The organism is Kribbella sp. NPDC048915, from assembly GCF_040649595.1.
GTDB lineage: Bacteria > Actinomycetota > Actinomycetes > Propionibacteriales > Kribbellaceae > Kribbella.
In genome coordinates this window covers 1-20,430 of the sequence record NZ_JBEZFT010000063.1, presented here as the reverse complement: position 1 = coordinate 20,430, position 20,430 = coordinate 1, and the positions used below count along the sequence as shown (strand labels likewise).

The following is a 20,430-nucleotide window of genomic DNA, read 5'->3' as shown; positions in this document are numbered from 1 at the left end:
GGGGGAGTCATGTCCGCTCGAGCACTCGTCGTCTACGAGTCGATGTTCGGAAACACCGAACGGGTCGCGCTGGCGATCCGCGACGGTCTGAGGGTTCACGTACCGGCCGAGGCGGTCGCGGTGAACGAGGCACCGACTGTTGTGCCTGACGATGTCGCTCTGGTGGTTGTCGGCGGACCGACCCACGCGTTCTCGATGAGCCGTCCGTCGACACGCGCGGACGCCTCGAAGCAGAGCGAGCTGGTGATGCCGACCGAGCTCGGCATCCGCGAATGGCTGGACGCGCTCGGGCGTGCTGCAGCTGGTGGTGCTGGTGGTGCTGGTGGTGCTGGTGGTGGTGCTGGTGGTGGTGCTGGTGGTGCTGGTGGTGCTGGTGGTGCTGCTGGTGGTGCTGCTGGGCGTACTACGCGGGCGGCGACGTTCGACACCCGGGTGACGAAAGTACGGCACCTGCCCGGCTCCGCAGCGCGCGCAGCCGAACGCCACTTGCGCAAGCTCGGCTACAAGATCCTCAGCCCTGCCGAAAGCTTCTACGTCGACGACCTCACCGGCCCACTCCACCAAGCCGAACAAACCCGAGCCGAACAGTGGGGACAACACCTCGCCCAACTCCTGACCACCATCCGCTCGGCCACCCGCTGACCCCATCTCCTGCTCCGTGGGCCAGTTGTGGGTGGTGTGAACAGGTTGCGGTGGGCGTGGACCGGTTATTGCCTGTTCACACCCCCTGGAAGGCGTCGCACGTCCCGGCAAGGTGTCTCATCTCCCGGCGAGGTGTCGTATCTCCCGGCGAGGTGTCGTCCTGCTCGTCGGCCGGCTGCTGGCCCCAGCCCACCGGTCCGCTCCTGGGATCGGCCCGCGGGGCAGTTGTGGGTGGTGTGAACAGGTTGCGGTGGGCGTGGACCGGTTATTGCCTGTTCACACCCCCTGGAAGGCGTCGCACGTCCCGGCGAGGTGTCTTATCTCCCGGTGAGGTGTCTCATCTCCCGGTGAGGTGTCGTCCCGCTCGTCGGCTGGCTGCTGGCCCCGGCCCACCGGTCCGCTCCTGGGATCGGCCCGCGGGGCAGTTGTGGGTGGTGTGAACAGGTTGCGGTGGGCGTGGACCGGTTATTGCCTGTTCACACCCCCGGGAAGGTGTCGCACCTCCCGGCATTGGTGTCGTACCCCCCCGCGAGGTGTCGTACCCCCGCGAGGTGTCGTAGCGCTCGTCAGCCGGCTGCTCGCCCAGCCCACCGGTCCGCTCCGGGTCGGCCCGCGGGGTAGTTGTGGGTGGTGTGGACAGGTTGCGGTGGGCGGGCACTGGTTATTGCCTGTTCACACCCCCTGCAAGGTGTCGCACCTCCCGCTAGGTGTCGCGCGCTGGGCAACGGGCGCCGGGTTACCACGTTTGGATTCGGCGGCCGGTGATTTGGTGGGGCTCTATGGTCATGTGGGTGTCGCGGGTGCCGCCTGCCCAGGGGGTTACTTGGGCGGCGGTGGCTTCTTCGGGGGTGGCGGGGCGGAGGGTGCCGTTGACGAGGACGCTCCAGCCTTCCTGCATGCCTTCGTCGATGTGGTCGAGTTCGAAGGCTACGGGTTCCAGGTCGTACTGCGCGACGGTGCTGTCGGCCGCCGTACGGAACACGATCAGGTCGTTGTGGTAGCGGTAGTTGACGGGGAACACGACGATCTCGTCCACTCCGTTGAACGCGATCCGGCCGACCGTGCCGGCGCTGAGGAGGACGACGCACTCCTCGCGGCGCATCGGTTCGAGGCTGGGGGCGAGGGGCGGTTGGTGGGGTACGACGCGGCGCGGGCCGGTGAGGTCTTCGACGGTGGCGTCGAGGGCGTTCGCCAGGCGGAGCAGCTCGGCGCCGGTGAGCGCGAACGGGCGGGTCTCGATGTGTTCGACGCGGTCGGCCGTCAGTCCGGCGCGGTCGGCGATCTCGGCGGTGGTGAGGCCGAGCGCCCGCCGGCGGTGCCGGATCCGGGTGCCGAGGTTGCTCGAGTCGCCTGCGATCTGTGCGTCCATCACCCTCTGCCTTCCTGTCGGTTGCTTCCACCCAACCAGCCGTACGCCGCCCAAAGCAGAGTCCGAGGTCACCCCGGACCAGGCCGAACGGTCCGCTCCAGCCGCGGGCCGCCGAAGGTCCCTGGGGGTCGGGACCGAGGTCCCTGGCCGTCTGGGCGTGCTGGGGGCATGCTGGAGGGAGTGCCCGGCTGGGGTGGGCTGATTCCGAGGAGATGGTGATGACGATCAAGGTGTTCCTGCTCGACGACCACGAGGTGGTACGGCTGGGACTGCACCAGCTCCTCGACGCGGAACCCGATATCGAGGTCGTCGGCGACGCCGCCACTGCCGCGGAGGCGGTCGCCCGGATCCCCGCCGTACGGCCGGATGTGGCGGTGCTCGACGTACGGCTGCCGGACGGTGACGGGATCAGCGTCTGCCGGGAGGTGCGGTCGCAGATGGACGAGCCGCCGGCGTGTTTGATGCTGACGTCGTTCTCGGACGACGAGGCGCTGTTCACCGCGATCATGGCGGGCGCGGCCGGGTATCTGCTCAAGCAGATCAACGGGCAGGCGCTGGTGGACGCGGTACGGCGGCTCGCGGCCGGCGAATCGTTGCTCGATCCCTCGATGACGGTCAAGGTGCTGGAACGGCTGCGGCACCCGGCCGAGGTGGAGGATCCGCGGTATGCGTCGTTGACGGAGCAGGAGCGTCGCATTCTCGCCGAGATCGCCGAGGGCAAGACGAACCGGCAGATCGCGCAATCGCTGTACCTGGCGGAGAAGACGGTCAAGAATTACGTCTCGTCCCTGCTCCGCAAACTCGACCTCGAACGGCGCACCGAAGCCGCCGTCTACGCCGTCGAACACGCCAAACACCAAAGCCGCCGCTGACCGCCGCCGCGCGCTGGGGGGCTTGGACGGCGGCGTTCACGTCAGCCGCCCAGTCCATCGTTGCCGTAGGCACGGAGTTCGGCGCCGATTTCTTCGAAGCAGAAACCTCATCGCACCTCGGCCGCCGCGCGCGGGATGACCGCGACGGGGCAGGGCGACTGGTGCAGCATCGTCTGACTCACTGAGCCGAGTACGAGCCCGGTGAACCCGCCGCGACCGCGGGAGCCGACGACCAAGAGCTGTGCGTCGGTGGACCATTCGAGCAGCAGCTCGGACGGGTGGCCGGTCACCTCGACGACCTCGATGTCCGCGGCGCGGGCGTGTTGCCGGATCCGCAGCAAATGATCACGATTCTCGTCCTCGGCCAGTACCGCGACGATCCGGGCGGGCAGGCGGTGCCGCCGCGCGTACGCGAGGCCGAACTCCACCGCGGCGTCCGCGGGCCGCGAACCGTCGTACCCGATGACGACCCGGCTCCCGGTGAGGGCATCGTCGGTCGGCCGTACGACGACCACCGGGCACTGTGCGTTCGCGGACAACTCGGTCCCGGCGGAGCTGACGACGAGGCCGAGCAGACGGCCCGCGACGCGGCTGCCGAGCACGATCACGTCGGCCTGCTGCGACTCCGCGAGCAGGACCGGCGCCGGGAACCCGTCGACGCTGCGGCCGGTGATCGGGATACCCGGTTCGAACTTCCGCGCCAGGTCCACGGCGTCCGCGACAATGGTCTCGGCCTGGGCGCGGAGCCCCGGAGCGACCTCGCTCGGCCCGAGCGGGACCCGGAACTCGGCCCAGACGAACGCGTGCACCAGGTGCAGCTCGGCGCCGCGGGCCGCGGCCTCGGCGGCGCCCCAGCGGATCGCGTTCTCACAGTCCTGACGACCGTCGATGCCGACCACAACCCGTTGCGTCCTCATACCTCAAGCTCCTCCGTTTCAACACCGTTGATCATGACGACCCCTTCGGAAGGAATTCGGTCACCGGCCGGCGCCCGGTCCGCGTCTGCGACGGGCGCCGCGACCGGCCGAAGCGGATGATCATGTGGGCGTGGCCCGGCCGCCCGGTCAGGCGCTGCACACGCTGGCGCAGGTCGTCGTACTCGAGCGGCTGGTTCAGGAACGACGCACTGACCCCGTCCCGCGTCGCGACCAGCAGGATCCGCTCAAGCGCGGCACCGGCGGCGACGTGGTCAGCGGGGTCGTCGCAGGCGGTGGACAAGACGGCGAGATCCGGGTGCTGCTCGAAACTCTGCTCGGGGCGGATCCGGTCGGCCGGATGGGTCGCGAGGTCGCGGACGGCCGCCGGGTACCGAGCGGAACGCGGCCCGAGCGCCGTGCTCGGCACACCGTCGGCGGTGCGGACACCGCCCACCCAGCGGGCGCGTTCGGCGCGCCGCCGCCAGTCGCGGATCTCGCGCAGATCGGTGTCGAGAATCAGGTCGAGGACGGCGCGGACCTGGTCCTGGCCGAGCCACGTGAGCTCGGCGCCCTCGGCGTACGCCGCTTGCAGGAGCCGGACCCGAACCTCTTCCGCGAGCGGGGTGTCGTCGGACGGCTGCCGGTCGGTGTGCCGGTAGGGGATCTGAACGGCGAGATCACGCAGCTCCTCGTCCCGCGACGCGGTGGGCTCGAGCACGATCCGGGCGAGCAGGTCCGGCTCCTCGCGCGGGTACGGCGCGAGACCGAACCAGGTGCCGTACCCGAGGCTCTCGGCCGCGCACCGCAGGTTGAACGTGGCGGCACCGGCGGCGATCCGCATCGCCCGGCCGGTCGGGTCCTCGGCTGGCAGGGTGCGCGATCCGTCCAGGTAGACGTCGATCACGTGACCGTCGATCTCGAACCGCCACGGCTGGGTGTTGTGCATGCTCGGCGCCGCGACGGCCGCTTCGAGCAGGGCGTCGACGTGCTGCGCCGGCAACTGGTCGTTCACCGCAGGCTCCTCCCACTGGTTCTCCTTCTCAGGTTCGCCGGTGGGAGCGGGTCGGCACTGCGGGCAAGAGTCCCGACCTGACGGGCCGTTAGTCGGTCGGTGCGGTGAACTCCACCACGGTCCCGTGCGGATCGTTGTCGCTGATCAGGACCGTGCCGCCGAGGGACTCGGCCCGCTCGGTGAGGTTGCGCAGGCCGCTGCGCCGGGTGCTGGTGCCGATGCCGATGCCGTCGTCGGACACCCGGGCGAGCACCTCGCCGTCGCCGACCGTCACCTCGACGACGGCGGTCGAGGCCTGCGCGTGCCGGACAACGTTGGACAGCGATTCGCGCACGACCGCGAGGATCTGCGGCCGGACCGACGCCGGTACGCCGGTGTCGAGCGGGCCGCTGATGATCAACCGGGGACGGAAACCGAGCCCGTCGGCGTACTCCGAGACCAGCGCCTGGAGATCGCTGCGCAACGAGCTGGAGTTCGGCGCCTGCTGGAGCTCGAAGATCGCGGCGCGCAGGTCGTGAATGGTGGTGTCGATGTCCTCGACCGCGCGGGCCAGGCGCTCGCGGTGCTCGGGACGGACCATCCGGTGCATGCCCTGCAGCTGCAGTCCGGTCGCGAACAGGCGCTGGATGACCAGGTCGTGCAGATCGCGGGCGATCCGGTCCCGGTCCTCGAGGACGGCGAGCATGTCCCGGTCGCGTTGTGCCTGGGCGCGTTCGAGCGCCAGCGTGGCCTGTCCGGCGAACAGCCGGACCAGCTCGGCGCCTTCGGTGAACTGGTCGTGCGCCCCCCGATCCATCGCGGCGACCAGGAGACCGCCGGTGTCCGCGCCGCCGGCCGGCAGGGTGGCGATGATCGTCCGGCCGAGTCCGGCCCCCTCGGGAAAGGCGAGCGCGCCGCCGGCGTCCTTGAGGATCTTCGAGAAGTCCTCCAGGACGACGACCTGCCCCTCGTCGGAGGCGATCCGGCGCAGCACGGGCAGGTCGGTCCGGATCCGACGGCCGACATGCTGTGCGAATTCCTCCGGCCCGTCGATTGAGCGGATGACGAGCTCGTCACCGTCGGCGATCAGGACGCCGGACACACGAGCGCCGGCGATCTCACGGCACCGCTTGACGATCAGCTGCAGCGCCTGGTCCGCGTCGAACTCCCCCAGCATCAGCTGGGTGATCTCGGCGTTCACCTCGTGCCAGCGCCTGCGCTGCTCGGTGTCGGCGTACAGACGCGCGTTGTCGATCACCACGCCGGCGGCCGCGGCCAGCGCCATCACGGTGCGCTCGTCGTCCTCGGTGAAGTCCGCACCACCGGTCTTCTCGGTCAGGTACAAGTTGCCGTAGACGTGGTCGCGGGTCCGGATCGGGACACCGAGGAAGCTTTTCATCGGCGGGTGATTGGCGGGAAAACCGTACGAGCGGGGATGCTCGGCGATGTCGTGCATCCGGATCGGCTCCGGGTGCTCGATCAGCAGGCCGAGGATTCCGTGCCCCTCCGGGAACGGGCCGATCGCGGAGATCTCGTCGTCGGTCACGCCGTGGGTGATGAAGCGGACCAGCCGCCGGCCGTCCGGCCCCACCACACCGAGGGCGCCGTACCGCGCACCGGCCAGTTCACAGGCGGCGCTGACGATCCGGTCGAGCGTGCTGTTCAGGTCGAGATCGGCACCGATCCCCACGACCGCGTCGAGCAGGGCGCGCAGGCGCTCCTGGTACTCCATGATCTCGTCGACCCGGCCGAGCAGTTCCTGTAAGAGCGCATCGAGACGCACCCGGGACAACCCGGCGTACTCCAATGCCCCCTCGTCCCAGGTCCCTCGACCAGCATGCGAGTCGCCCGCCACCCGTTCAGACTAGGGGACCGACTCCGGCGATGGAAGCAATTCCGGTCCAGACGGCGGTTCCGGCCTCGGCTGGGAGCGCCGGTCCAGTAGCCGCTTCAATCACCTGATCAGGCACCGGCGCGGGGGCGTTTGCCCCAGGGCACCAGGCGCCTGCCGTGCACGGTTTCGACGCCCAGCCGCACCAGCCGCGGGTTGTCCATCGGCAGCCAGGAACGGATCGGCAGCGTACGGCGCAACTCGGCCGCTTCGTCGTCGCTCACGACGGACAGATGGCCGATTGCGGTGACCGTCCACCCGGTGTGCCGCTCCAGGTCCACGTCATCCACCTCGAACGCCACCACGTCACCGCGCTCGGCGGCCAGGAACTTGTCGCCCGGGCCGGAGCTGAACACGATCGTGGCGGTGTCGAGGATGAAGTTGACCAGGCGGACGGCCGGCAGGCCGTTCCTGGTGTAGACCAGGCGGCCGATGGCGACGGATCCGAGCAGGCGCAGGCACTCGGCCTCGCTGACGATTTCGAGGCGTGAGTGATCGAACCGCGTCGTTGCGGTGTTCCCCGGGTCGACCTGGCCAGGCTCCAGTTGGTCTGGCTCGACGTGCTCTGACGTAGTCATCGGACGGCCTTTCCTACGGCGTGCTGCCATGGTTGCCGGACCCGCGCGGGGCGGAGTAGGGCCGAAGGTCCCGGACAAGAGGGCAACCGGCCGGTAAGTTACCTGGCCGCTCGGTGACCTTCGGCCTCTGGGGTCGCACCTCGGGACGCCCCACGCTGGACTCATGAGCACTTCAGCAGATCGTCCGCGGGACCCCTGGTTCCGGCGTCACCCGGTGGCCGTCCTGGCCGTCGCGGCGGTGTTGTTCGCCTCGGTCCTGGTGGTTCGCCTGATCGACGGCGAAGCGGCGGACGCGTCGACGCTGCTGTTCACGTTCCCGGTGGCCTTGATCGCGGTGGCCTTCGGACTGCGCGCCGGGCTGGCCGCAGGCGGGTTCGCGGTGCTCCTCGTCATCGCGTGGGTGACCCTCACCGGTACCGACCTGACGCTGGTGGGATGGCTGGCGCGCTGTCTACCCGTGTTGGTGCTCGGCGCCTTGCTCGGCGACGCTTCGGATCGGCTCCGGCGCGCGGAGGCGGAGCGGCGCAAGCTCGAGTCCGGCGCCCTGCTCTACCGCGAGGCGATCGAGATCAACGACTCGCTGGTGCAGGGCATGGCGGCGGCCCGGTGGGCGCTCGAGGCCGGCCGGACCGAGGACGGCCTGAAAACGCTCGAGTCGACAATCGGGCAGGCCCAGGACCTCGTCTCGGACCTGATTCGCCAAGCTGATCTGAGCAGCTCCGGCAGTTCAGGACCGTGACGCGCGGGTGCCGACCGGCGAACGGCTCGGGTACGGGCCGGTGGCGTACCGGTTGACCTCGGCAATGGTGCCGTCGATATCACGGATGATGTGGCACAGCCCGTTCCAGCGGGCCACCTCGACCCCGATCGCGATCAGCCGCACCCGGCTCGGTCCGGAAGCGAACGGATCCGGACAGTCGCAGCGGCGCGTGTGCCAGGCGCCGTTCTGGTAATAGGTTTCCACGTCCGCGTGCAGTTCGTTGCCGTCCTCGGACGCGGCGGCTTCGTACGTCGTCATGCGTTTGTCCTCGGGTCGAAAGTCCTGGCGCCACCCCAGACCTGGCCAGCAAGGAAATCGATGGGTCTGGCCAACACTGTGCCGGACGGCCGCGGATCGATGGACGGGCCGAAGGTCCCGAGTCGGAAGGGCATCGGCCCTGCGTGGGCAGGCGATCACCGAAGATCGGACGCTCTGTGATCGAACGCCGTGCGGTGGTAGCGTGAAGATTGTCCTGGCAGCCCTGGACCCCGGCGCCCGCATCAGAGGGGGTCCTGTGCGAAAGAGTGTTGTTCGATTCCGTCGGCTGGTGCAGCGGCGATGAGGTCCACCGATCTGCGCCGCTTGGCGCACGAGACGCGTTTCGACGCCTGGCGGACCGATGAGCTGAGAGCTGCTCTGGCTTCGGTCGACGACGAGCTCGGTCTGCCCAGGCAACGGCCTGACGACCGGCCGAGGACACTCAACATCCGCCTGCAGATCTATCGCCAGCGCATGCAACGGGAGCTGACCCGCCGCGCCGCGGGAGGAGGTTCGTAAGTCGTCTACGGCCGGACCGTCCGCAGCTGTGAACGACCGCTCGGCCGTGCCAACGTCGGGGTGCCGGATGGGGCTCGCCACGTCGTCCGGCAGGGGAGGGGAGCCCGGCGAGCCGGCTTCCGCCTGCCACACCTAACCAGTGTTCCTGCGGCAGGCGGGAGCCGGGCTGACGGCCGAGGTCCTGGGCGAGTCGGGACCTTCGGCCCTTCGAGAGGTCCCGGTGCGTGAGGTGCACTGGGATCAGCGAGGAAGCTCCGACAGGGTCGTGGTTCCCGCGGCATGGGTGACCATCACGGGCGCCGACCGGGACCGCGAGGAGTTTCCTCGTGAATGGTTCGACTCCTCTGGGCGGGGTCGAACGATCGTTGGAGAGCGTGTTGAGGGGCGCGTCGCTCCAACGCCCGGGTGCCGTGCGACCGTGACCTCACCGGCCGCACGGCACCCCCGGTCAGGCGTCCGGGCCGACGACCGGCAGATCCGTCTTCGCGGCGTTGCCGAACGTGTCGTCGACGAGCACCGGACGCCGGCCCGCCGCGGCCAGCAACGAGGCGGCGATGGCGGCGCGGTACCCGGCCGCGCAGTGCACCCACACTTCTCCGGGCGGGATCTCGTCGAGGCGGCGTACGACGTCGTGGATCGGGATGTTGATCGCGTCCTGAATCCGGGCGGACCGATGTTCCTCGGCCCGCCGTACATCCAGAACCACGACGTCGCGATGGTGCCGGACCTGCGCGAGTTCGGCGAAGGTGGTGGCGGGGTAGGACGCGGTCGCGCTCACGCTCCAATCCCGCGGACCGCCGGTGGCGTGCGCGGCGGGACGGTCGATGCCGATCCGTGCGAGCTCTCGCTGTGCCATGGTGATATCGGCCGCGGTTTCGCCGAGCAGCGTGACGGGTGTGCCCCACTTGATCAGCCAGCCGAGGTACGTGGCGAACGAGCCGTCGAGTCCGAAGTTCAGCGTTCCGGGTGCGTGTCCGGCGGCGAAGGCCCTCCGGGTCCGGAGGTCGACCACCCATTCACCGGCCTCGATCCGGCGCCGCAGCTCGGCGGCGTCCGCCTGCTCGGGCAGCGACAGATCGGGCCGGCTCGGTCCGGCGGCGTTGGCGGGCGCCATGTGCACGTAGTACGCCGGCCACGCGCCGAGACCGGCCAGGAGCTCCCGGACGTAGGCCTCCTCGTCCTGGGTGAGCACCGGATTCGAGCGCCTCTCGCGGCCAATCGTCGATTCGGTCGCCGCCGACTGCGTCGCGGCACAGAACGAACCGAAGCCGTGTGTCGGGTACACCTGCGCCGCGTCAGGCAGATCCGCGGCCAGTTTGTGCGCCGACGAGTGCTGGTGCCTGGCCAGCACCTCGGCGTGTTCCGCACCCAGCAGATCAGGCCGTCCCGTCGCGCCGTACAGCAATGAACCGCCGGTGAAGACCGCGAGCGGTTCGCCGGCGTGGGTCAGCGCGTACGACAGGTGCGTGAAGGTATGGCCTGGCGTATGGATCGCCCGCACGCGCAGCGCGTCGCCGACGTCGACGGTCTCGCCGTCGCGGATCGGCGTACGGTCGAAGCTCACGTTGTCATCGGCGTTGATCAGATACGCCGCCCCGGTCTCGCGCGCGAGCGCGAACCCGCCGGTGACGTAGTCGTTGTGCAGGTGCGTCTCGAAGACGTGGGTCAGCCGTACGCCGTCCGCGTCGAGCATGTCGAGAACGCGGTCGATGTCGCGCTGCGGATCGACCACGAACGCGACCGAACCGTCGTGCACGAGATAACTGCGGTCGCCCAGCGCCGGTGTCTCGATCGTTCGGACCGTCACGCCGGACCTGTGGTGGCCGGCCCTGTGCTGATCGGTGTCTGTGGTGCGCATCGCGATCCTTTCCCGGCCCGCGGGCCGGCGGGCCGCATCCCCCTCGAGGATCTTGCCGTCACCGTAACGCCGATCAACCCTGACCGGCCACCTTCCCGCCCACGGCGCGTCAGGCGCTGAGCAAGGTGGCGAGGGTGGTGCGGGCCCGGGAGACTCGGGAGCGGACGGTGCCGACCGGGCAGCCCAGCCGGGCCGCGGTCTGGGCGTACGGAACGCCGGCCAACTGGGTGAGCACGAAGACCTCGCGACGGTCCCCGGGGATGCTGTCCAGCAGCTCGGTCAGCGCGATGCCGTCGTCGAAGCCGGGGAGGTCCCGCGGCTGGGTCTGTTCGGCGGCGAGCTGCCAGTCGTACTGCGAGATCCGCGGCCGGGCCGCCTTGCGGCGGAGGTCGTCGGCGACTGTACGACGGGCGATGGACAGCAACCAGGCGCGGGCCGACGAGCGTCCCTCGAAGCGGTGCAGACTCTGCAGCGCGCGCAGGAACGTCTCCTGCGTGAGGTCGTCGGCCGCGTGCGGATCGGCGCTCAGGTGCGTGACGTAGCGGCGTACGTCGCGATGCACCGCGCGGACGAAGTCGTCCAGGGCAACGAGATCTCCGTCGCGGGCGGCGAGCGCCAGCCGGGTGGAGGTCTCGTCGAGCGCCGAGGTTTCGTCGAGCAAGGCAGATGCCATGACGTGAATCCTTCGGAAGTCCAGATCCGGCGGCGCGCGGGAACGCACGGCGCCGGTGAGCGGAGCGGCCTGCCGGACGGCAGGCCGGACCCCGGGCAGCGGGTGCCCGGGTGGATCGTGCTGTCAGACAGCAGCGATCCCGCGCGGTGGACCTCGCGAGGTGATGGCGTGGCCGAGCAGCAGGTCGGCGTACGGCGTGGGGGAGTGGACCGCCCGCAGCCGCGGCCGATGCGCCGTGAGCTGCACCGTCACGGGCAGTCGCAGTACCAGCAGGATCAGGTGGGCGAGGGCGCGCAGTACGGCGAACGCGGCGCGCTCGCCGTACGCGAGCCAGAGTCCGCACAGCAGCGCCGCGCCCAGGTGCGCCAGCAACATCCCGACCGACGACGTCCCGGTCATGTGCATCTCATGCATCCCATGCCCAGGCATCGGCTCAGGTGTCAGGGACTGGGCGAGGGTGAAGACGGTGTGCAGCGCCGCCTGCGCGATGAGCGTCGAGAGCACGACGAACGGTACGTCGCGCTCGCCGTCCGCGACGATCCACGCCGCGACCCCGATCGAGACCGCTCCGAAGGCGAGCGCCCATCCCGGCACCGGCGTGCCGGACATCAGCACGTGACCGAGGGCCGCGAGCAGCACGCAGGTGACCGCGAACATCGCGGCCCGTGCGGCGCGGAATCCCCAGCTGTCTTGCATGGCGGGGTCCATCGTCGCATCTCACCCCGCGTGTGTCGCACACCACATGGTGTGTACGGGAACTGAATACGCCGCGCGGACGACTCCTGTTCCGGATCGTGGCGAGAAGGAGCGGACGTGAGCGCAGTACTGGATCGGGTGAGTCCGGCCAAGGGGGAGCGGAGTGGGCGGAGCCGCGGCTCCGGGCTGTTCCGCGCGTTCTGGCGGTGGCACTTCTACGCGAGCTTCCTGGTCATTCCGATCCTGCTCGTGCTCGCGGCGACCGGGCTGATCTACCTGTTCCGGTTCCAGATCGAGCCGGTGCTGCACGCCGACCTGATGAAGGTCGACCAGCCGGCCGGCCTGGTCGCGCAGCCGTACGAGACCCAGCTCGGCGAGGTACGGCGTACCTTCCCGGACGCGACCGTGGTGTCGATGACCGAGCCGTCCGCGCCCGACCGGTCGACGGTCTTCTCCGTCGACACCGCCGACGGCCCGCGGGACGTGTTCGTCGACCCCTACGAAGGCAAGGTGCTCGGATCCCTCGACCCGGACCGGACCCTGTCCGGCGCAGCGATCGTGCTGCACGGTGACTTGATGGCCGGCCGGCTCGGGGAGTACGTGATCGAGATCGCCGCCTGCTGGGCGATCGTGATGGCGCTGACCGGCTACTACCTGTTCGTGCGCGGGCGGGTCGCGCGAGCGCGTCGCCGGGCCGCCGGTGCGGCAGGCGCCGTACTGCGTTCGCGGCACGGACGGACCGGTGCGATTCTCGGACTCGGTCTGTTGTTCCTGATCGTGTCCGGGTTGCCGTGGACCGGGTTCTGGGGTGCAAAGACGCAGGAGTTCGCGACCCAGCAGGGGACGTCGTTCTGGGCGGAGGATCCGGGGGCGCTGTCGAACCCGACCTCCACCCTCGACGAGTCGCTGCCGCACAGTCACGCGGTGCCGTGGGCCCTCGGCAAGACCGAGGTGCCACGCTCGAATCCGGCCGACGCGAAGCGGTCGGTCGCCACCGTCGACACTGCGGTCGCGGCCGGGGAACGCAACGGACTGCGCCGCCCGATGACCATTGCCCTACCGACGAGCGACGAGGGCGTGTACTCGGCGATCGGCTACGCGTTCAGCGACCCCGGTCAGGAGCGCACCCTGCACGTGGACCGGTACGGCGGCCGCGTGGTGTCGACGTACGGGTACGACGACTACCCGGCGCTCGCGAAGGTGGTTGCCCAGGGCATCGCCCTGCACGAGGGCCGGCGGCTCGGCGACCTGAACTTCTGGCTGACCACGGTGTTCTGCCTCGGTGTGCTGTTCATGTGCGTCACCGGACCGCTGATGTGGTGGCGCCGCCGTCCGAAAGCCAAGGCCATCGGCGCCCCTCGCGGCCGCCTCCCGCTCCGCGCGACCCCGGCACTCGCGGTCCTCGTGATCGCACTGGCCCTCTTCCTCCCCCTGTTCGGCCTCTCCCTGCTGGCTGTCCTCACCCTCGACCAACTCATTCTCCGCCGCGTGCCCCGCCTGCGAACCTGGTTCAACGTCACCTAACCACTGGCGACCCCGTCAATGGTTAAGATGACGTATGGATGCCGAGGTGCCTGCCGCCGGGCACCTGATGCAGTACGACGCTCCCGTCGCGCTGGCGACCGCGTTGCGTGAGTGGCTGTATTTCTGACGTCGTTCGTGGCTCTCTTGGAACGTGACAAGAACTGCGGTGGTGGTTGGCGGCGGGATCGTGGGGCTGGCTGTGGCGCGGAGTCTGCAGCGGCGCGACCCCGGTACGCCGGTGCTCGTGCTGGAGAAGGAACCGTCGGTCGGTGCACATCAGACCGGGCACAACTCGGGCGTGGTGCATTCCGGCCTGTACTACCGGCCGGGCTCGCTCAAGGCACGGTTCGCGGTGGCGGGCGGTACGGCGCTGCGCGACTACTGCGCGGAGAAAGGCATCCCGCTCGACGTACCGGGCAAACTCGTCGTCGCGACGACCGAGACCGAGCTGCCGCAGCTCGACCGCCTGCACGGGATCGGCCGCGAGAACGGGGTGCCGGTCCGCCGGCTCACCCTGGCCGAGGTCGCCGAACGCGAACCCCATCTGCAGGTCAAAGGCGCGCTGGCGGTCGACTCCACCGGTCGCGTCGACTTCAAACTCGTGGCCGCTGCACTCGCGGACGACGTCCGGGCGGCCGGTGGCGAGATCCGGACCGGGGTCTGCGTCACCTCGGTCGAGAACGCGGGACCGGTGGCGCGCGTCCGGACGACCGACGACGTGATCGAGGCCGACCGCGTGGCGGTGTGCGCCGGGTTGCACAGCGACCGGCTCGCGCGGGCGTCGGGTCTCGAACCCGGCGTGCGGATCCTCCCGTTCCGCGGCGAGTTCAGTGAGCTGGTGCCGGAGCGCGAGTTCCTGGTGAAGGGCCTCGTGTACCCGGTGCCGGACCCCGACCTGCCGTTCCTCGGCGTGCACCTGACCCGCGGGATCGACGGCAGCGTCCACATCGGCCCGAACGCCGTGCCCGCCCTGGCCCGCGAGGGGTACTCGTGGTCGCGGATCCGGCTGCGTGACGTCTGGGAGTCGGCGACGTACCGCGGCTCGTGGCGACTCGCCCGCCGCTACGCGCGGACCGGCGCGAAGGAGATCGTCCGCTCGCTCACCGGCCGTGCGCTCGTCCGCGAGGCCCGGCGGATGCTGCCCGAGCTCGAGGTGGCCGACGTACGCCGATCGGGGGCCGGCGTCCGTGCACAGGCTGTGACGCGGGACGGGAAGCTCGTCGACGACTTCCTGTTCCTTCGCGACGGCCGCGCGCTGCACGTCCTGAACGCTCCTTCGCCTGCCGCGACAGCCTGTCTGGTGATCGGCGACCGGATCGCCGAGGAGCTGTCTGCCGACCGAGCCTGACTCTGCAAGTTGGGGTGCGGACCCCATTGGGCGCCGCTGACCGCGCCAGAAGACTGGATCCCGAGTAAGACCGCCGGTCCCGAGGTGGTCAGGGAGGTCAGGGTGAGCAGTGTCGAGGCGGTCGAGGCAATCGGTGGACCCAAGCCGGTCCGCAGGTCCGGCGGACCACAGGGGCTGGGAGCGGCGATGCGTGCCGGCGATATAGCGATCGGGGTGCCGACGGTCACGGCGCAGGACTCCGTCGTCAAGGCGGTGCAGCTGATGGCGGTCGGCCGGTTGCCCGGTCTCGTGGTCGTGGACGATCAGGGCAGGCCGATCGCGGTGCTGCCTGGTTCGCAGGTGCTCAAGCTGAGCATCCCGATCGCGTACCAGGAGGACCCGATGCTGGTCCGGGCCGTTGACGAGACCTCGGCCGACGCCTTCTGGCGGGAGCTCGGCGGACTCGTGGTCGGCGACTGCCTGCCGCGTCCGGCCACCCGGCCGTTGACCGTGACCGACGACGCGACGCTGCTCGAGATCGCGGCGTTGATGGGGCGCGGCCGCAGCCCGCTGGTCGCCGTGGTCGACGACGACGGTGTCCTGATCGGCGTGATCACCTTGGACCGTTTGCTCACGAGCCTGGCCATCGCCGGGCTGGACGACCAGCCGCCGGGGTGAGCGTGAGGCCCCTCGTCGCGTTGGTGATCTTCGGCTTGGCGTTCTTCTACATCGCGACCGAGAAGGCCGACAAGGTCAAGGTCGCCCTCATCGGTGCCGCGGTAATGCTCGTGCTCGGGCTCGCGCCAGGTTCCGAGGTGTTCTTCTCCGAGCACGAAGGCATCGACTGGAACGTCATCTTCCTGCTGCTCGGCATGATGATCGTGATCGGGATCATCAAGCAGACCGGGGTGTTCGACTACCTCGGTATCTGGGCGGCCAAACGGTCCCGCGGTGAGCCGTACCGGCTGATGGTGATGCTGATGGTCATCACCGCGGTCGCTTCACCGTTCCTGGACAACGTCACCACGATCATGCTGGTCGCGCCGGTGACGATCGTGGTCTGCGAACGGCTGCGGATCGCGCCGCAGCCGTACCTGATCGCGGAGGTGCTGGCGTCGAACATCGGCGGTGCCGCCACCTTGATCGGCGACCCGCCGAACATCATCATCGGCAGCCGGGCCGGGCTGACCTTCAACGACTTCCTGGTCCACATGGCGCCGATCGTGGTGATCATCTTCGCGCTGTTCGTCGTACTGACCCGGTTCCTGTTCCGCAAGGACTTCCGGTACAACCCGGAGCAGATCGCCGCGGTGATGGCGCTGCAGGAGAAGCGGGCGATCAAGGACCCGAAGCTGCTGGTGCGCTGCCTGGTCGTGCTGTTGCTGATGATCGTCGCGTTCTCGCTGCATTCGGTGCTGCACCTGGAACCGTCGCTGGTCGCGCTGATCGGCGCCGGCGTGATGATCCTGGTCGCGAAGTCCGACGTGAACGAGGTCCTGCGCGAGGTCGAGTGGCCGACGCTGGTCTTCTTCATGGGCTTGTTCGTGATGGTGGCCGGCCTGGTGCACACCGGGGTCATCAACACCATCGGCGACTGGGCGGTCGGCGCGATCGGCGACCGGTACCTGCTGGCCGCGACCGCGCTGCTGTTCGGCTCCGGCATCCTGGGCGCGTTCTTCGACAACATCCCGTACGTCGCGACGATGACGCCGGTGGTGGAAGGCGTGGTCGCCCAGGCGCCGGAGACCGGGAACGCGCTGTGGTGGGCGTTCGCGCTCGGCGCCGACTTCGGCGGCAACGGTACGGCGGTCGCGGCGAGTGCGAATGTGGTTGCCCTCGGCATCGCGTCGCGGAGCGGGCACCACATCACGTTCTGGCAGTTCACCCGGTACGGCATCGTGGTGACGGCGCTCAGTATGGGACTCGCCTGGGTGTACGTGTGGCTGCGCTACTTCGTCTGATGGGCGACGTGGCGCAGCGCCACCTCGATGTCCTCGACCGCGACGGAGGTCGCCTCGACGCCGGGGACGTCGATCGCGAGGTCCAGGAAGCCCGGGAGTTTGGTGAGGTGCTCGACGTCGTACCGGGCGACGGTCTCGGCGAGGGCCCGTTCAGCCTCGTCGAGGGCGGCGTCCATGGGGGAGTCCGTGTGCGCCGCGGCGCGGGCCGGCTCGACGATCCGGAGGCCGATCTCGGCGCCGATCCGGACGTCGCGGCCGTCGTTGGTGAGGGCGCTCACGACGAACTGCCGGCGGGCGTAGGCGCGCGGGAGCCAGACGTACTGCTCCACCAGCGGGATGCGAGCCACGAGGCCGGCCGCGTGCACACGGTGAACGCGGCCGGCCCGGACCACGACGAGCCACTGGCCTCGGGGGACGACCCGGGGCTCGATCGCGGTGATCAGCGCGAGGACGACCAGCACGGCCAGAATCACCGTGGGGTGCGCGGCGGACGTGATTGCGAGCTGCATGCTGCCTCCCTGGGCTCTGACGCTTCCAGTCTCCCCGTGGCGACGGCGGCAGAGTATGAGTGCTGACACCCACTTTTGGCGCGCTGATTGGATTCCCTCGAGCCGGTGGTGGATGGTGGAAACGTGAAGTCCGGAGCCGGAATGCCCCTGTACTGGCGGGTCTGCCTGATCAACGGACTCGTGTTCGTCGTCGGCACCGCCGCGCTGGCGCTGGCGCCGGTCACGGTGTCCGCCACCGTGCTGGTGTCGGAGGCCGTCGTGCTCGTCGTCGGCCTGGTCGGCATCGTCGTACTGAACTCGGTGCTGCTGCGGGCGAGCCTGGCGCCGCTGGACCGGTTGATCCGGCTGATGGCGACGGTCGACCTGCAGCGACCCGGTCCCCGGCTGCCCGAGTCGAGCAAAGGTGCGGTCGAACCGCTGGTCCGCGGCTTCAACGCGATGCTGGAACGCCTGGAGACCGAGCGCAGCCGCAGCAACGCGAAAGCCCTGGCCGCGCAGGAAGCCGAGCGGCAGCGGATCGCCCGCGAGTTGCACGACGAGATCGGCCAGGGCCTCACCGCCGTGCTGCTCGGGCTGAAGCAGGTCGCGTCCGCGGTGCCCGAAGACGTCCGCAAGGACCTTCTGGAAGTCCAGGAGACCGCTCGCGCGACGCTCGACGAGGTGCGCGGGGTGGCACGGCGGCTGCGGCCGGGCGTCCTCGAGGACCTCGGGTTGCAGGCCGCGCTGACCGCCCTCGTGACCGAGTTCTCGTCGCACGGCCTGCACGTACGGCGGGTGACGACGCCGGGGCTGCCGGACCTCGGCGCCGAGAAGGAGCTGGTCATCTACCGGGTCGCCCAGGAGGCCCTCACGAACGCGGCGCGTCACGCGCAGGCGCGCAGCGTGCAGCTGTCCCTGCAGCGTCAGGGATCGAGCGTGGTCCTGACGGTCGAGGACGACGGGATTGGGCTGCGCGGCGCGCAGGAAGGCACCGGGATCCGAGGAATGCGGGAGCGCGCGTTGCTGATCGGGGCCGAGTTGACCGTCGGCCGGGGCGAGCGGGGAACGTTGGTGCGCCTGACGGTTCCATTGGAGCAGCCATGATCCGGATTCTGCTGGCCGACGACCATGCGCTGGTACGCCGCGGCGTACGGCTGATTCTGGACGCCGAACCGGACCTGCAGGTGGTCGCCGAAGCCGGGGACGGTGCGGAGGCGCTGCAGGCTGCGCGGGAGACCGAGATCGACCTGGCAGTGCTGGACGTCGCGATGCCGCGGATGACCGGGCTGCAGGCAGCGCGGGAACTGTCCCGCCGGCGCGAGCCGCCGAAGATGCTGATGCTGTCGATGTACGACAACGAGCAGTACTTCTTCGCCGCGCTGAAGGCCGGCGCCAGCGGATACGTACTGAAGTCGGTCGCCGACCGCGACCTGGTCGACGCCTGCCGGGCCGCCGGGCGCGGGGAATCGTTCCTGTACCCGGGCGTGATGAGCACGCTGGTCCGCGACTACCTGGAGCGGGTACGGCGTGGTGAGCGGGTGCCCGGCCAGGTGCTGAGCCCGCGCGAGGACGAGGTGGTGAAGCTGATCGCCGAGGGCCACTCGTCGAAGGAGATCGCGCGGATCCTGACGATCAGCCACAAGACGGTCGAGCGGCACCGGGCGAACATCCTGCAGAAGCTCGGCATGCGCGACCGCACCGAGTTGACCCGCTACGCCATCCGCGCCGGGCTCATCGAGCCCTGACCGCGCGCCTGGCAGGTGGCGGACCCTGCTCGAGTTCTGCCGCAGGTGCCGGGGCAAGTCCGCGTGCACGGTAGTGCCGGGACGCGGGGTAGCCGTGCCGGGCGCCGGGGTAGTCGTGCCGGGCGGGGCAGTGGTGCCGGGCGGCGGGGCCCGGGTGCGGGGTGCAGACCAGGCCGGGGGACTTGTTCGGTTCGCCGCTGGCAGACCGAGTCCGGGTTCTGGGGGCGTGCATGAGCGGTGGGTGTGAACAGGGTCTGGTGGGTGTGGAGTGGTTATTGCCTGTTCAAGGTCACCGGCGCGCGGGCGCGGCCCCGGTTTGTGGGCGGTGGGTACGGGTGTGACGTGGGCGGTTGGGGTGGGGTCGGTTCGCGGCCGGCAGGGCCGTCTTCGCTCTCGGTTCACAGGTTCCGGCGGTGCCGGGTGTGCCCGGTTCGGGTTCGCGTGCTCGGTGGAGGCGGTGCTGTCGGGCGGTGGTGTCGGGCGGTGGTGTCGGGCGGTGGTGTCGGGCGGTGGTGTCGGGCGGTGGTGCCAGGCGGTGGCCGAGCTCGGGTTCGGTCCGCGGGTAGCAGACCTGTTTCTAGCGCTCGGCTCGCCGGCGGGGAGCCCGGTCACACACGTACGTGGTGAAAGACCCGGCCGCTCGCGCGCGACCAGCAACCAACGGCCGGCGCGCCAGCGAATAGCTGGCGTACCGGCGAACCGACGCGCCGCCCAACATCGCCGCGGCCGGCGCGCCGCCGAGCACCGCGGCCTTCTGGACGTGGACGTGCCTGATCGCCCGGCGACGACCTTGGTTGGTTGGTTGGTCGGTCGTCCGGGCGATGTGGTGGGCACTACTCCTAGGGACCGCGGGTTCGGTTGCGGGGGAGTTGGTGTGTGCCGGTGTGGTCGACGATGAACCGGAACCCGTGGGGGCTGACCCAGGCGACGGCGCCGCTGGGAAGGCGTCGGTTGTGCCATCCGCCGAAGGTTTTGGCGCGGTGGTGGAGTCGGCCTTGCGGTATCAGGTTGTCGACACTCGTCTGGCCGGGCTGGGTCCCTTGCCCTCCCCGGTCACCCCGGTCACCCCGGTCGGCCTGGGCAGCCTGGGCAGCCCGGTCGGCCCGGTCGGCCTGGTCATTCTGGTCGGCTTGGTTGCCTGGTGGTTCTGGATCGGCGCCGCGGTCGCGGTTGCGGGTGTGGTCGTAGGGGGTGATGTGGTCTTGGTCCATGCGTACGGTGGCTTCCGCGCCGCTGAACGGGAACATGTCCACCGGATGCCGTAGGCGGACGCGTTCGCGGATGCGGTCGGGGATTTCGTAGCTGTGGACGCTGACTTGGTCGTGCAGGTCGATGACTGGTTTGACCACGAAGTGGTCGTG

Annotated in this window: 20 protein-coding genes and 1 pseudogene; 10 read left to right on the top strand and 11 right to left on the bottom strand. The window is 69.9% G+C overall.

Translation table 11 applies throughout. The features are described from left to right. Positions 1-9: 9 nt before the first annotated feature. Positions 10-642: a hypothetical protein gene (locus tag AB0B82_RS26105; RefSeq protein ID WP_360173725.1), complete on the top strand. Its 633-nt coding sequence runs from the start codon at positions 10-12 to the stop codon at positions 640-642. 736 nt (positions 643-1,378) lie between these two features. Here AB0B82_RS26105 and AB0B82_RS26100 read toward each other — a convergent pair. Beyond that, positions 1,379-2,011: a pyridoxamine 5'-phosphate oxidase family protein gene (locus tag AB0B82_RS26100; protein ID WP_360173722.1), complete on the bottom strand. Its 633-nt coding sequence runs from the start codon at positions 2,009-2,011 to the stop codon at positions 1,379-1,381. Between the two features lie 218 nt (positions 2,012-2,229). Between AB0B82_RS26100 and AB0B82_RS26095 the strand changes: the two genes are divergently transcribed. Then, positions 2,230-2,883, top strand: a complete 654-nt coding sequence (locus AB0B82_RS26095) for a response regulator transcription factor (RefSeq protein WP_360173719.1) — start codon at positions 2,230-2,232, stop codon at positions 2,881-2,883. 107 nt (positions 2,884-2,990) lie between these two features. Here the strand turns inward: AB0B82_RS26095 and AB0B82_RS26090 are convergent, their stop codons facing one another. The 4 genes from AB0B82_RS26090 to AB0B82_RS26075 all read right to left on the bottom strand — a co-directional run bounded on the left by AB0B82_RS26090 (position 2,991) and on the right by AB0B82_RS26075 (position 7,260). Further along, positions 2,991-3,800, bottom strand: a complete 810-nt coding sequence (locus AB0B82_RS26090; RefSeq protein ID WP_360173716.1) for a universal stress protein — start codon at positions 3,798-3,800, stop codon at positions 2,991-2,993. 31 nt (positions 3,801-3,831) lie between these two features. Continuing rightward, positions 3,832-4,812 (bottom strand): hypothetical protein, encoded by a 981-nt coding sequence (locus tag AB0B82_RS26085; RefSeq protein WP_360173713.1) that lies wholly within the window; start codon positions 4,810-4,812, stop codon positions 3,832-3,834. An 88-nt stretch (positions 4,813-4,900) separates the two neighbouring features. Further along, positions 4,901-6,646 carry a GAF domain-containing protein gene (locus AB0B82_RS26080; RefSeq protein ID WP_360173710.1) on the bottom strand — a complete coding sequence of 582 codons (1,746 nt, stop codon included), beginning with the start codon at positions 6,644-6,646 and terminating at the stop codon, positions 4,901-4,903. A 107-nt stretch (positions 6,647-6,753) separates the two neighbouring features. After that, positions 6,754-7,260, bottom strand: coding sequence for a pyridoxamine 5'-phosphate oxidase family protein (locus tag AB0B82_RS26075; RefSeq protein ID WP_360173707.1), 507 nt, complete (start codon positions 7,258-7,260; stop codon positions 6,754-6,756). Between the two features lie 163 nt (positions 7,261-7,423). Between AB0B82_RS26075 and AB0B82_RS26070 the strand changes: the two genes are divergently transcribed. Then, positions 7,424-7,999: a hypothetical protein gene (locus tag AB0B82_RS26070; RefSeq protein WP_360173704.1), complete on the top strand. Its 576-nt coding sequence runs from the start codon at positions 7,424-7,426 to the stop codon at positions 7,997-7,999. Here the strand turns inward: AB0B82_RS26070 and AB0B82_RS26065 are convergent. After that, complete coding sequence (locus AB0B82_RS26065) at positions 7,988-8,278, bottom strand: hypothetical protein (RefSeq protein ID WP_360173701.1); 291 nt, start codon at positions 8,276-8,278, stop codon at positions 7,988-7,990. The genes AB0B82_RS26070 and AB0B82_RS26065 overlap by 12 nt on opposite strands. 300 nt (positions 8,279-8,578) lie before the next feature. On the opposite strand from AB0B82_RS26065, the gene AB0B82_RS26060 reads away from it, so the two are divergent. After that, positions 8,579-8,797, top strand: coding sequence for a hypothetical protein (locus AB0B82_RS26060; RefSeq protein ID WP_360173698.1), 219 nt, complete (start codon positions 8,579-8,581; stop codon positions 8,795-8,797). Between the two features lie 448 nt (positions 8,798-9,245). On the opposite strand, the gene AB0B82_RS26055 is transcribed toward AB0B82_RS26060, so the two are convergent. The 3 genes from AB0B82_RS26055 to AB0B82_RS26045 form a co-directional block, all read right to left on the bottom strand. Continuing rightward, a complete protein-coding gene (locus tag AB0B82_RS26055) occupies positions 9,246-10,655 on the bottom strand; it encodes an MBL fold metallo-hydrolase (RefSeq protein WP_360173695.1) in 1,410 nt (469 codons plus the stop codon). A 109-nt stretch (positions 10,656-10,764) separates the two neighbouring features. Continuing rightward, positions 10,765-11,328, bottom strand: a complete 564-nt coding sequence (locus AB0B82_RS26050; RefSeq protein WP_360173692.1) for a sigma-70 family RNA polymerase sigma factor — start codon at positions 11,326-11,328, stop codon at positions 10,765-10,767. A gap of 123 nt (positions 11,329-11,451) precedes the next feature. Then, positions 11,452-12,024 carry a hypothetical protein gene (locus AB0B82_RS26045; RefSeq protein ID WP_360173689.1) on the bottom strand — a complete coding sequence of 191 codons (573 nt, stop codon included), beginning with the start codon at positions 12,022-12,024 and terminating at the stop codon, positions 11,452-11,454. Positions 12,025-12,141: 117 nt separating this feature from the next. Here AB0B82_RS26045 and AB0B82_RS26040 point away from each other — a divergent pair, with 117 nt between their 5' ends. The 4 genes from AB0B82_RS26040 (at position 12,142) to AB0B82_RS26025 (ending at position 16,836) form a co-directional block, all read left to right on the top strand. Then, positions 12,142-13,548 carry a PepSY domain-containing protein gene (locus AB0B82_RS26040; RefSeq protein ID WP_360173686.1) on the top strand — a complete coding sequence of 469 codons (1,407 nt, stop codon included), beginning with the start codon at positions 12,142-12,144 and terminating at the stop codon, positions 13,546-13,548. 151 nt (positions 13,549-13,699) lie between these two features. Then, a complete protein-coding gene (gene lhgO / locus AB0B82_RS26035) occupies positions 13,700-14,896 on the top strand; it encodes an L-2-hydroxyglutarate oxidase (RefSeq protein WP_360173683.1) in 1,197 nt (398 codons plus the stop codon). A 102-nt stretch (positions 14,897-14,998) separates the two neighbouring features. Continuing rightward, positions 14,999-15,553 (top strand): CBS domain-containing protein, encoded by a 555-nt coding sequence (locus AB0B82_RS26030; protein ID WP_360173680.1) that lies wholly within the window; start codon positions 14,999-15,001, stop codon positions 15,551-15,553. Between the two features lie 2 nt (positions 15,554-15,555). Further along, on the top strand, positions 15,556-16,836 hold the full coding sequence (locus AB0B82_RS26025; protein WP_360173678.1) for an ArsB/NhaD family transporter: 1,281 nt from the start codon (positions 15,556-15,558) through the stop codon (positions 16,834-16,836). Here the strand turns inward: AB0B82_RS26025 and AB0B82_RS26020 are convergent. Beyond that, positions 16,824-17,345, bottom strand: a complete 522-nt coding sequence (locus AB0B82_RS26020) for an SPFH domain-containing protein (RefSeq protein WP_360173675.1) — start codon at positions 17,343-17,345, stop codon at positions 16,824-16,826. The two genes, AB0B82_RS26025 and AB0B82_RS26020, sit on opposite strands and share 13 nt — an antisense overlap. Positions 17,346-17,468: 123 nt before the next feature. Between AB0B82_RS26020 and AB0B82_RS26015 the strand changes: the two genes are divergently transcribed. Further along, positions 17,469-18,428: a histidine kinase gene (locus tag AB0B82_RS26015; RefSeq protein WP_360173672.1), complete on the top strand. Its 960-nt coding sequence runs from the start codon at positions 17,469-17,471 to the stop codon at positions 18,426-18,428. Further along, positions 18,425-19,069 carry a response regulator transcription factor gene (locus AB0B82_RS26010; RefSeq protein WP_360173669.1) on the top strand — a complete coding sequence of 215 codons (645 nt, stop codon included), beginning with the start codon at positions 18,425-18,427 and terminating at the stop codon, positions 19,067-19,069. The genes AB0B82_RS26015 and AB0B82_RS26010 overlap by 4 nt, the downstream gene beginning before the upstream one ends. Before the next feature lie 839 nt (positions 19,070-19,908). Here AB0B82_RS26010 and AB0B82_RS26005 read toward each other — a convergent pair. After that, positions 19,909-20,430 (bottom strand): annotated as a pseudogene (locus tag AB0B82_RS26005) (hypothetical protein); the annotation flags it as partial.

Excerpts from the sequence above, each read along its gene's own strand:
- AB0B82_RS26075 (WP_360173707.1), bottom strand. The coding sequence starts at position 7,260 with ATGACTACGTCAGAGCACGTCGAGCCAGACCAACTGGAGCCTGGCCAG.
- AB0B82_RS26010 (WP_360173669.1), top strand. The coding sequence starts at position 18,425 with ATGATCCGGATTCTGCTGGCCGACGACCATGCGCTGGTACGCCGCGGC.
- AB0B82_RS26045 (WP_360173689.1), bottom strand. The coding sequence starts at position 12,024 with ATGCAAGACAGCTGGGGATTCCGCGCCGCACGGGCCGCGATGTTCGCG.
- AB0B82_RS26065 (WP_360173701.1), bottom strand. The coding sequence starts at position 8,278 with ATGACGACGTACGAAGCCGCCGCGTCCGAGGACGGCAACGAACTGCAC.
- AB0B82_RS26100 (WP_360173722.1), bottom strand. The coding sequence starts at position 2,011 with ATGGACGCACAGATCGCAGGCGACTCGAGCAACCTCGGCACCCGGATC.
- AB0B82_RS26090 (WP_360173716.1), bottom strand. The coding sequence starts at position 3,800 with ATGAGGACGCAACGGGTTGTGGTCGGCATCGACGGTCGTCAGGACTGT.
- AB0B82_RS26095 (WP_360173719.1), top strand. The coding sequence starts at position 2,230 with ATGACGATCAAGGTGTTCCTGCTCGACGACCACGAGGTGGTACGGCTG.
- AB0B82_RS26050 (WP_360173692.1), bottom strand. The coding sequence starts at position 11,328 with ATGGCATCTGCCTTGCTCGACGAAACCTCGGCGCTCGACGAGACCTCC.
- AB0B82_RS26020 (WP_360173675.1), bottom strand. The coding sequence starts at position 17,345 with ATGCAGCTCGCAATCACGTCCGCCGCGCACCCCACGGTGATTCTGGCC.
- AB0B82_RS26055 (WP_360173695.1), bottom strand. The coding sequence starts at position 10,655 with ATGCGCACCACAGACACCGATCAGCACAGGGCCGGCCACCACAGGTCC.
- AB0B82_RS26070 (WP_360173704.1), top strand. The coding sequence starts at position 7,424 with ATGAGCACTTCAGCAGATCGTCCGCGGGACCCCTGGTTCCGGCGTCAC.
- AB0B82_RS26105 (WP_360173725.1), top strand. The coding sequence starts at position 10 with ATGTCCGCTCGAGCACTCGTCGTCTACGAGTCGATGTTCGGAAACACC.
- AB0B82_RS26060 (WP_360173698.1), top strand. The coding sequence starts at position 8,579 with ATGAGGTCCACCGATCTGCGCCGCTTGGCGCACGAGACGCGTTTCGAC.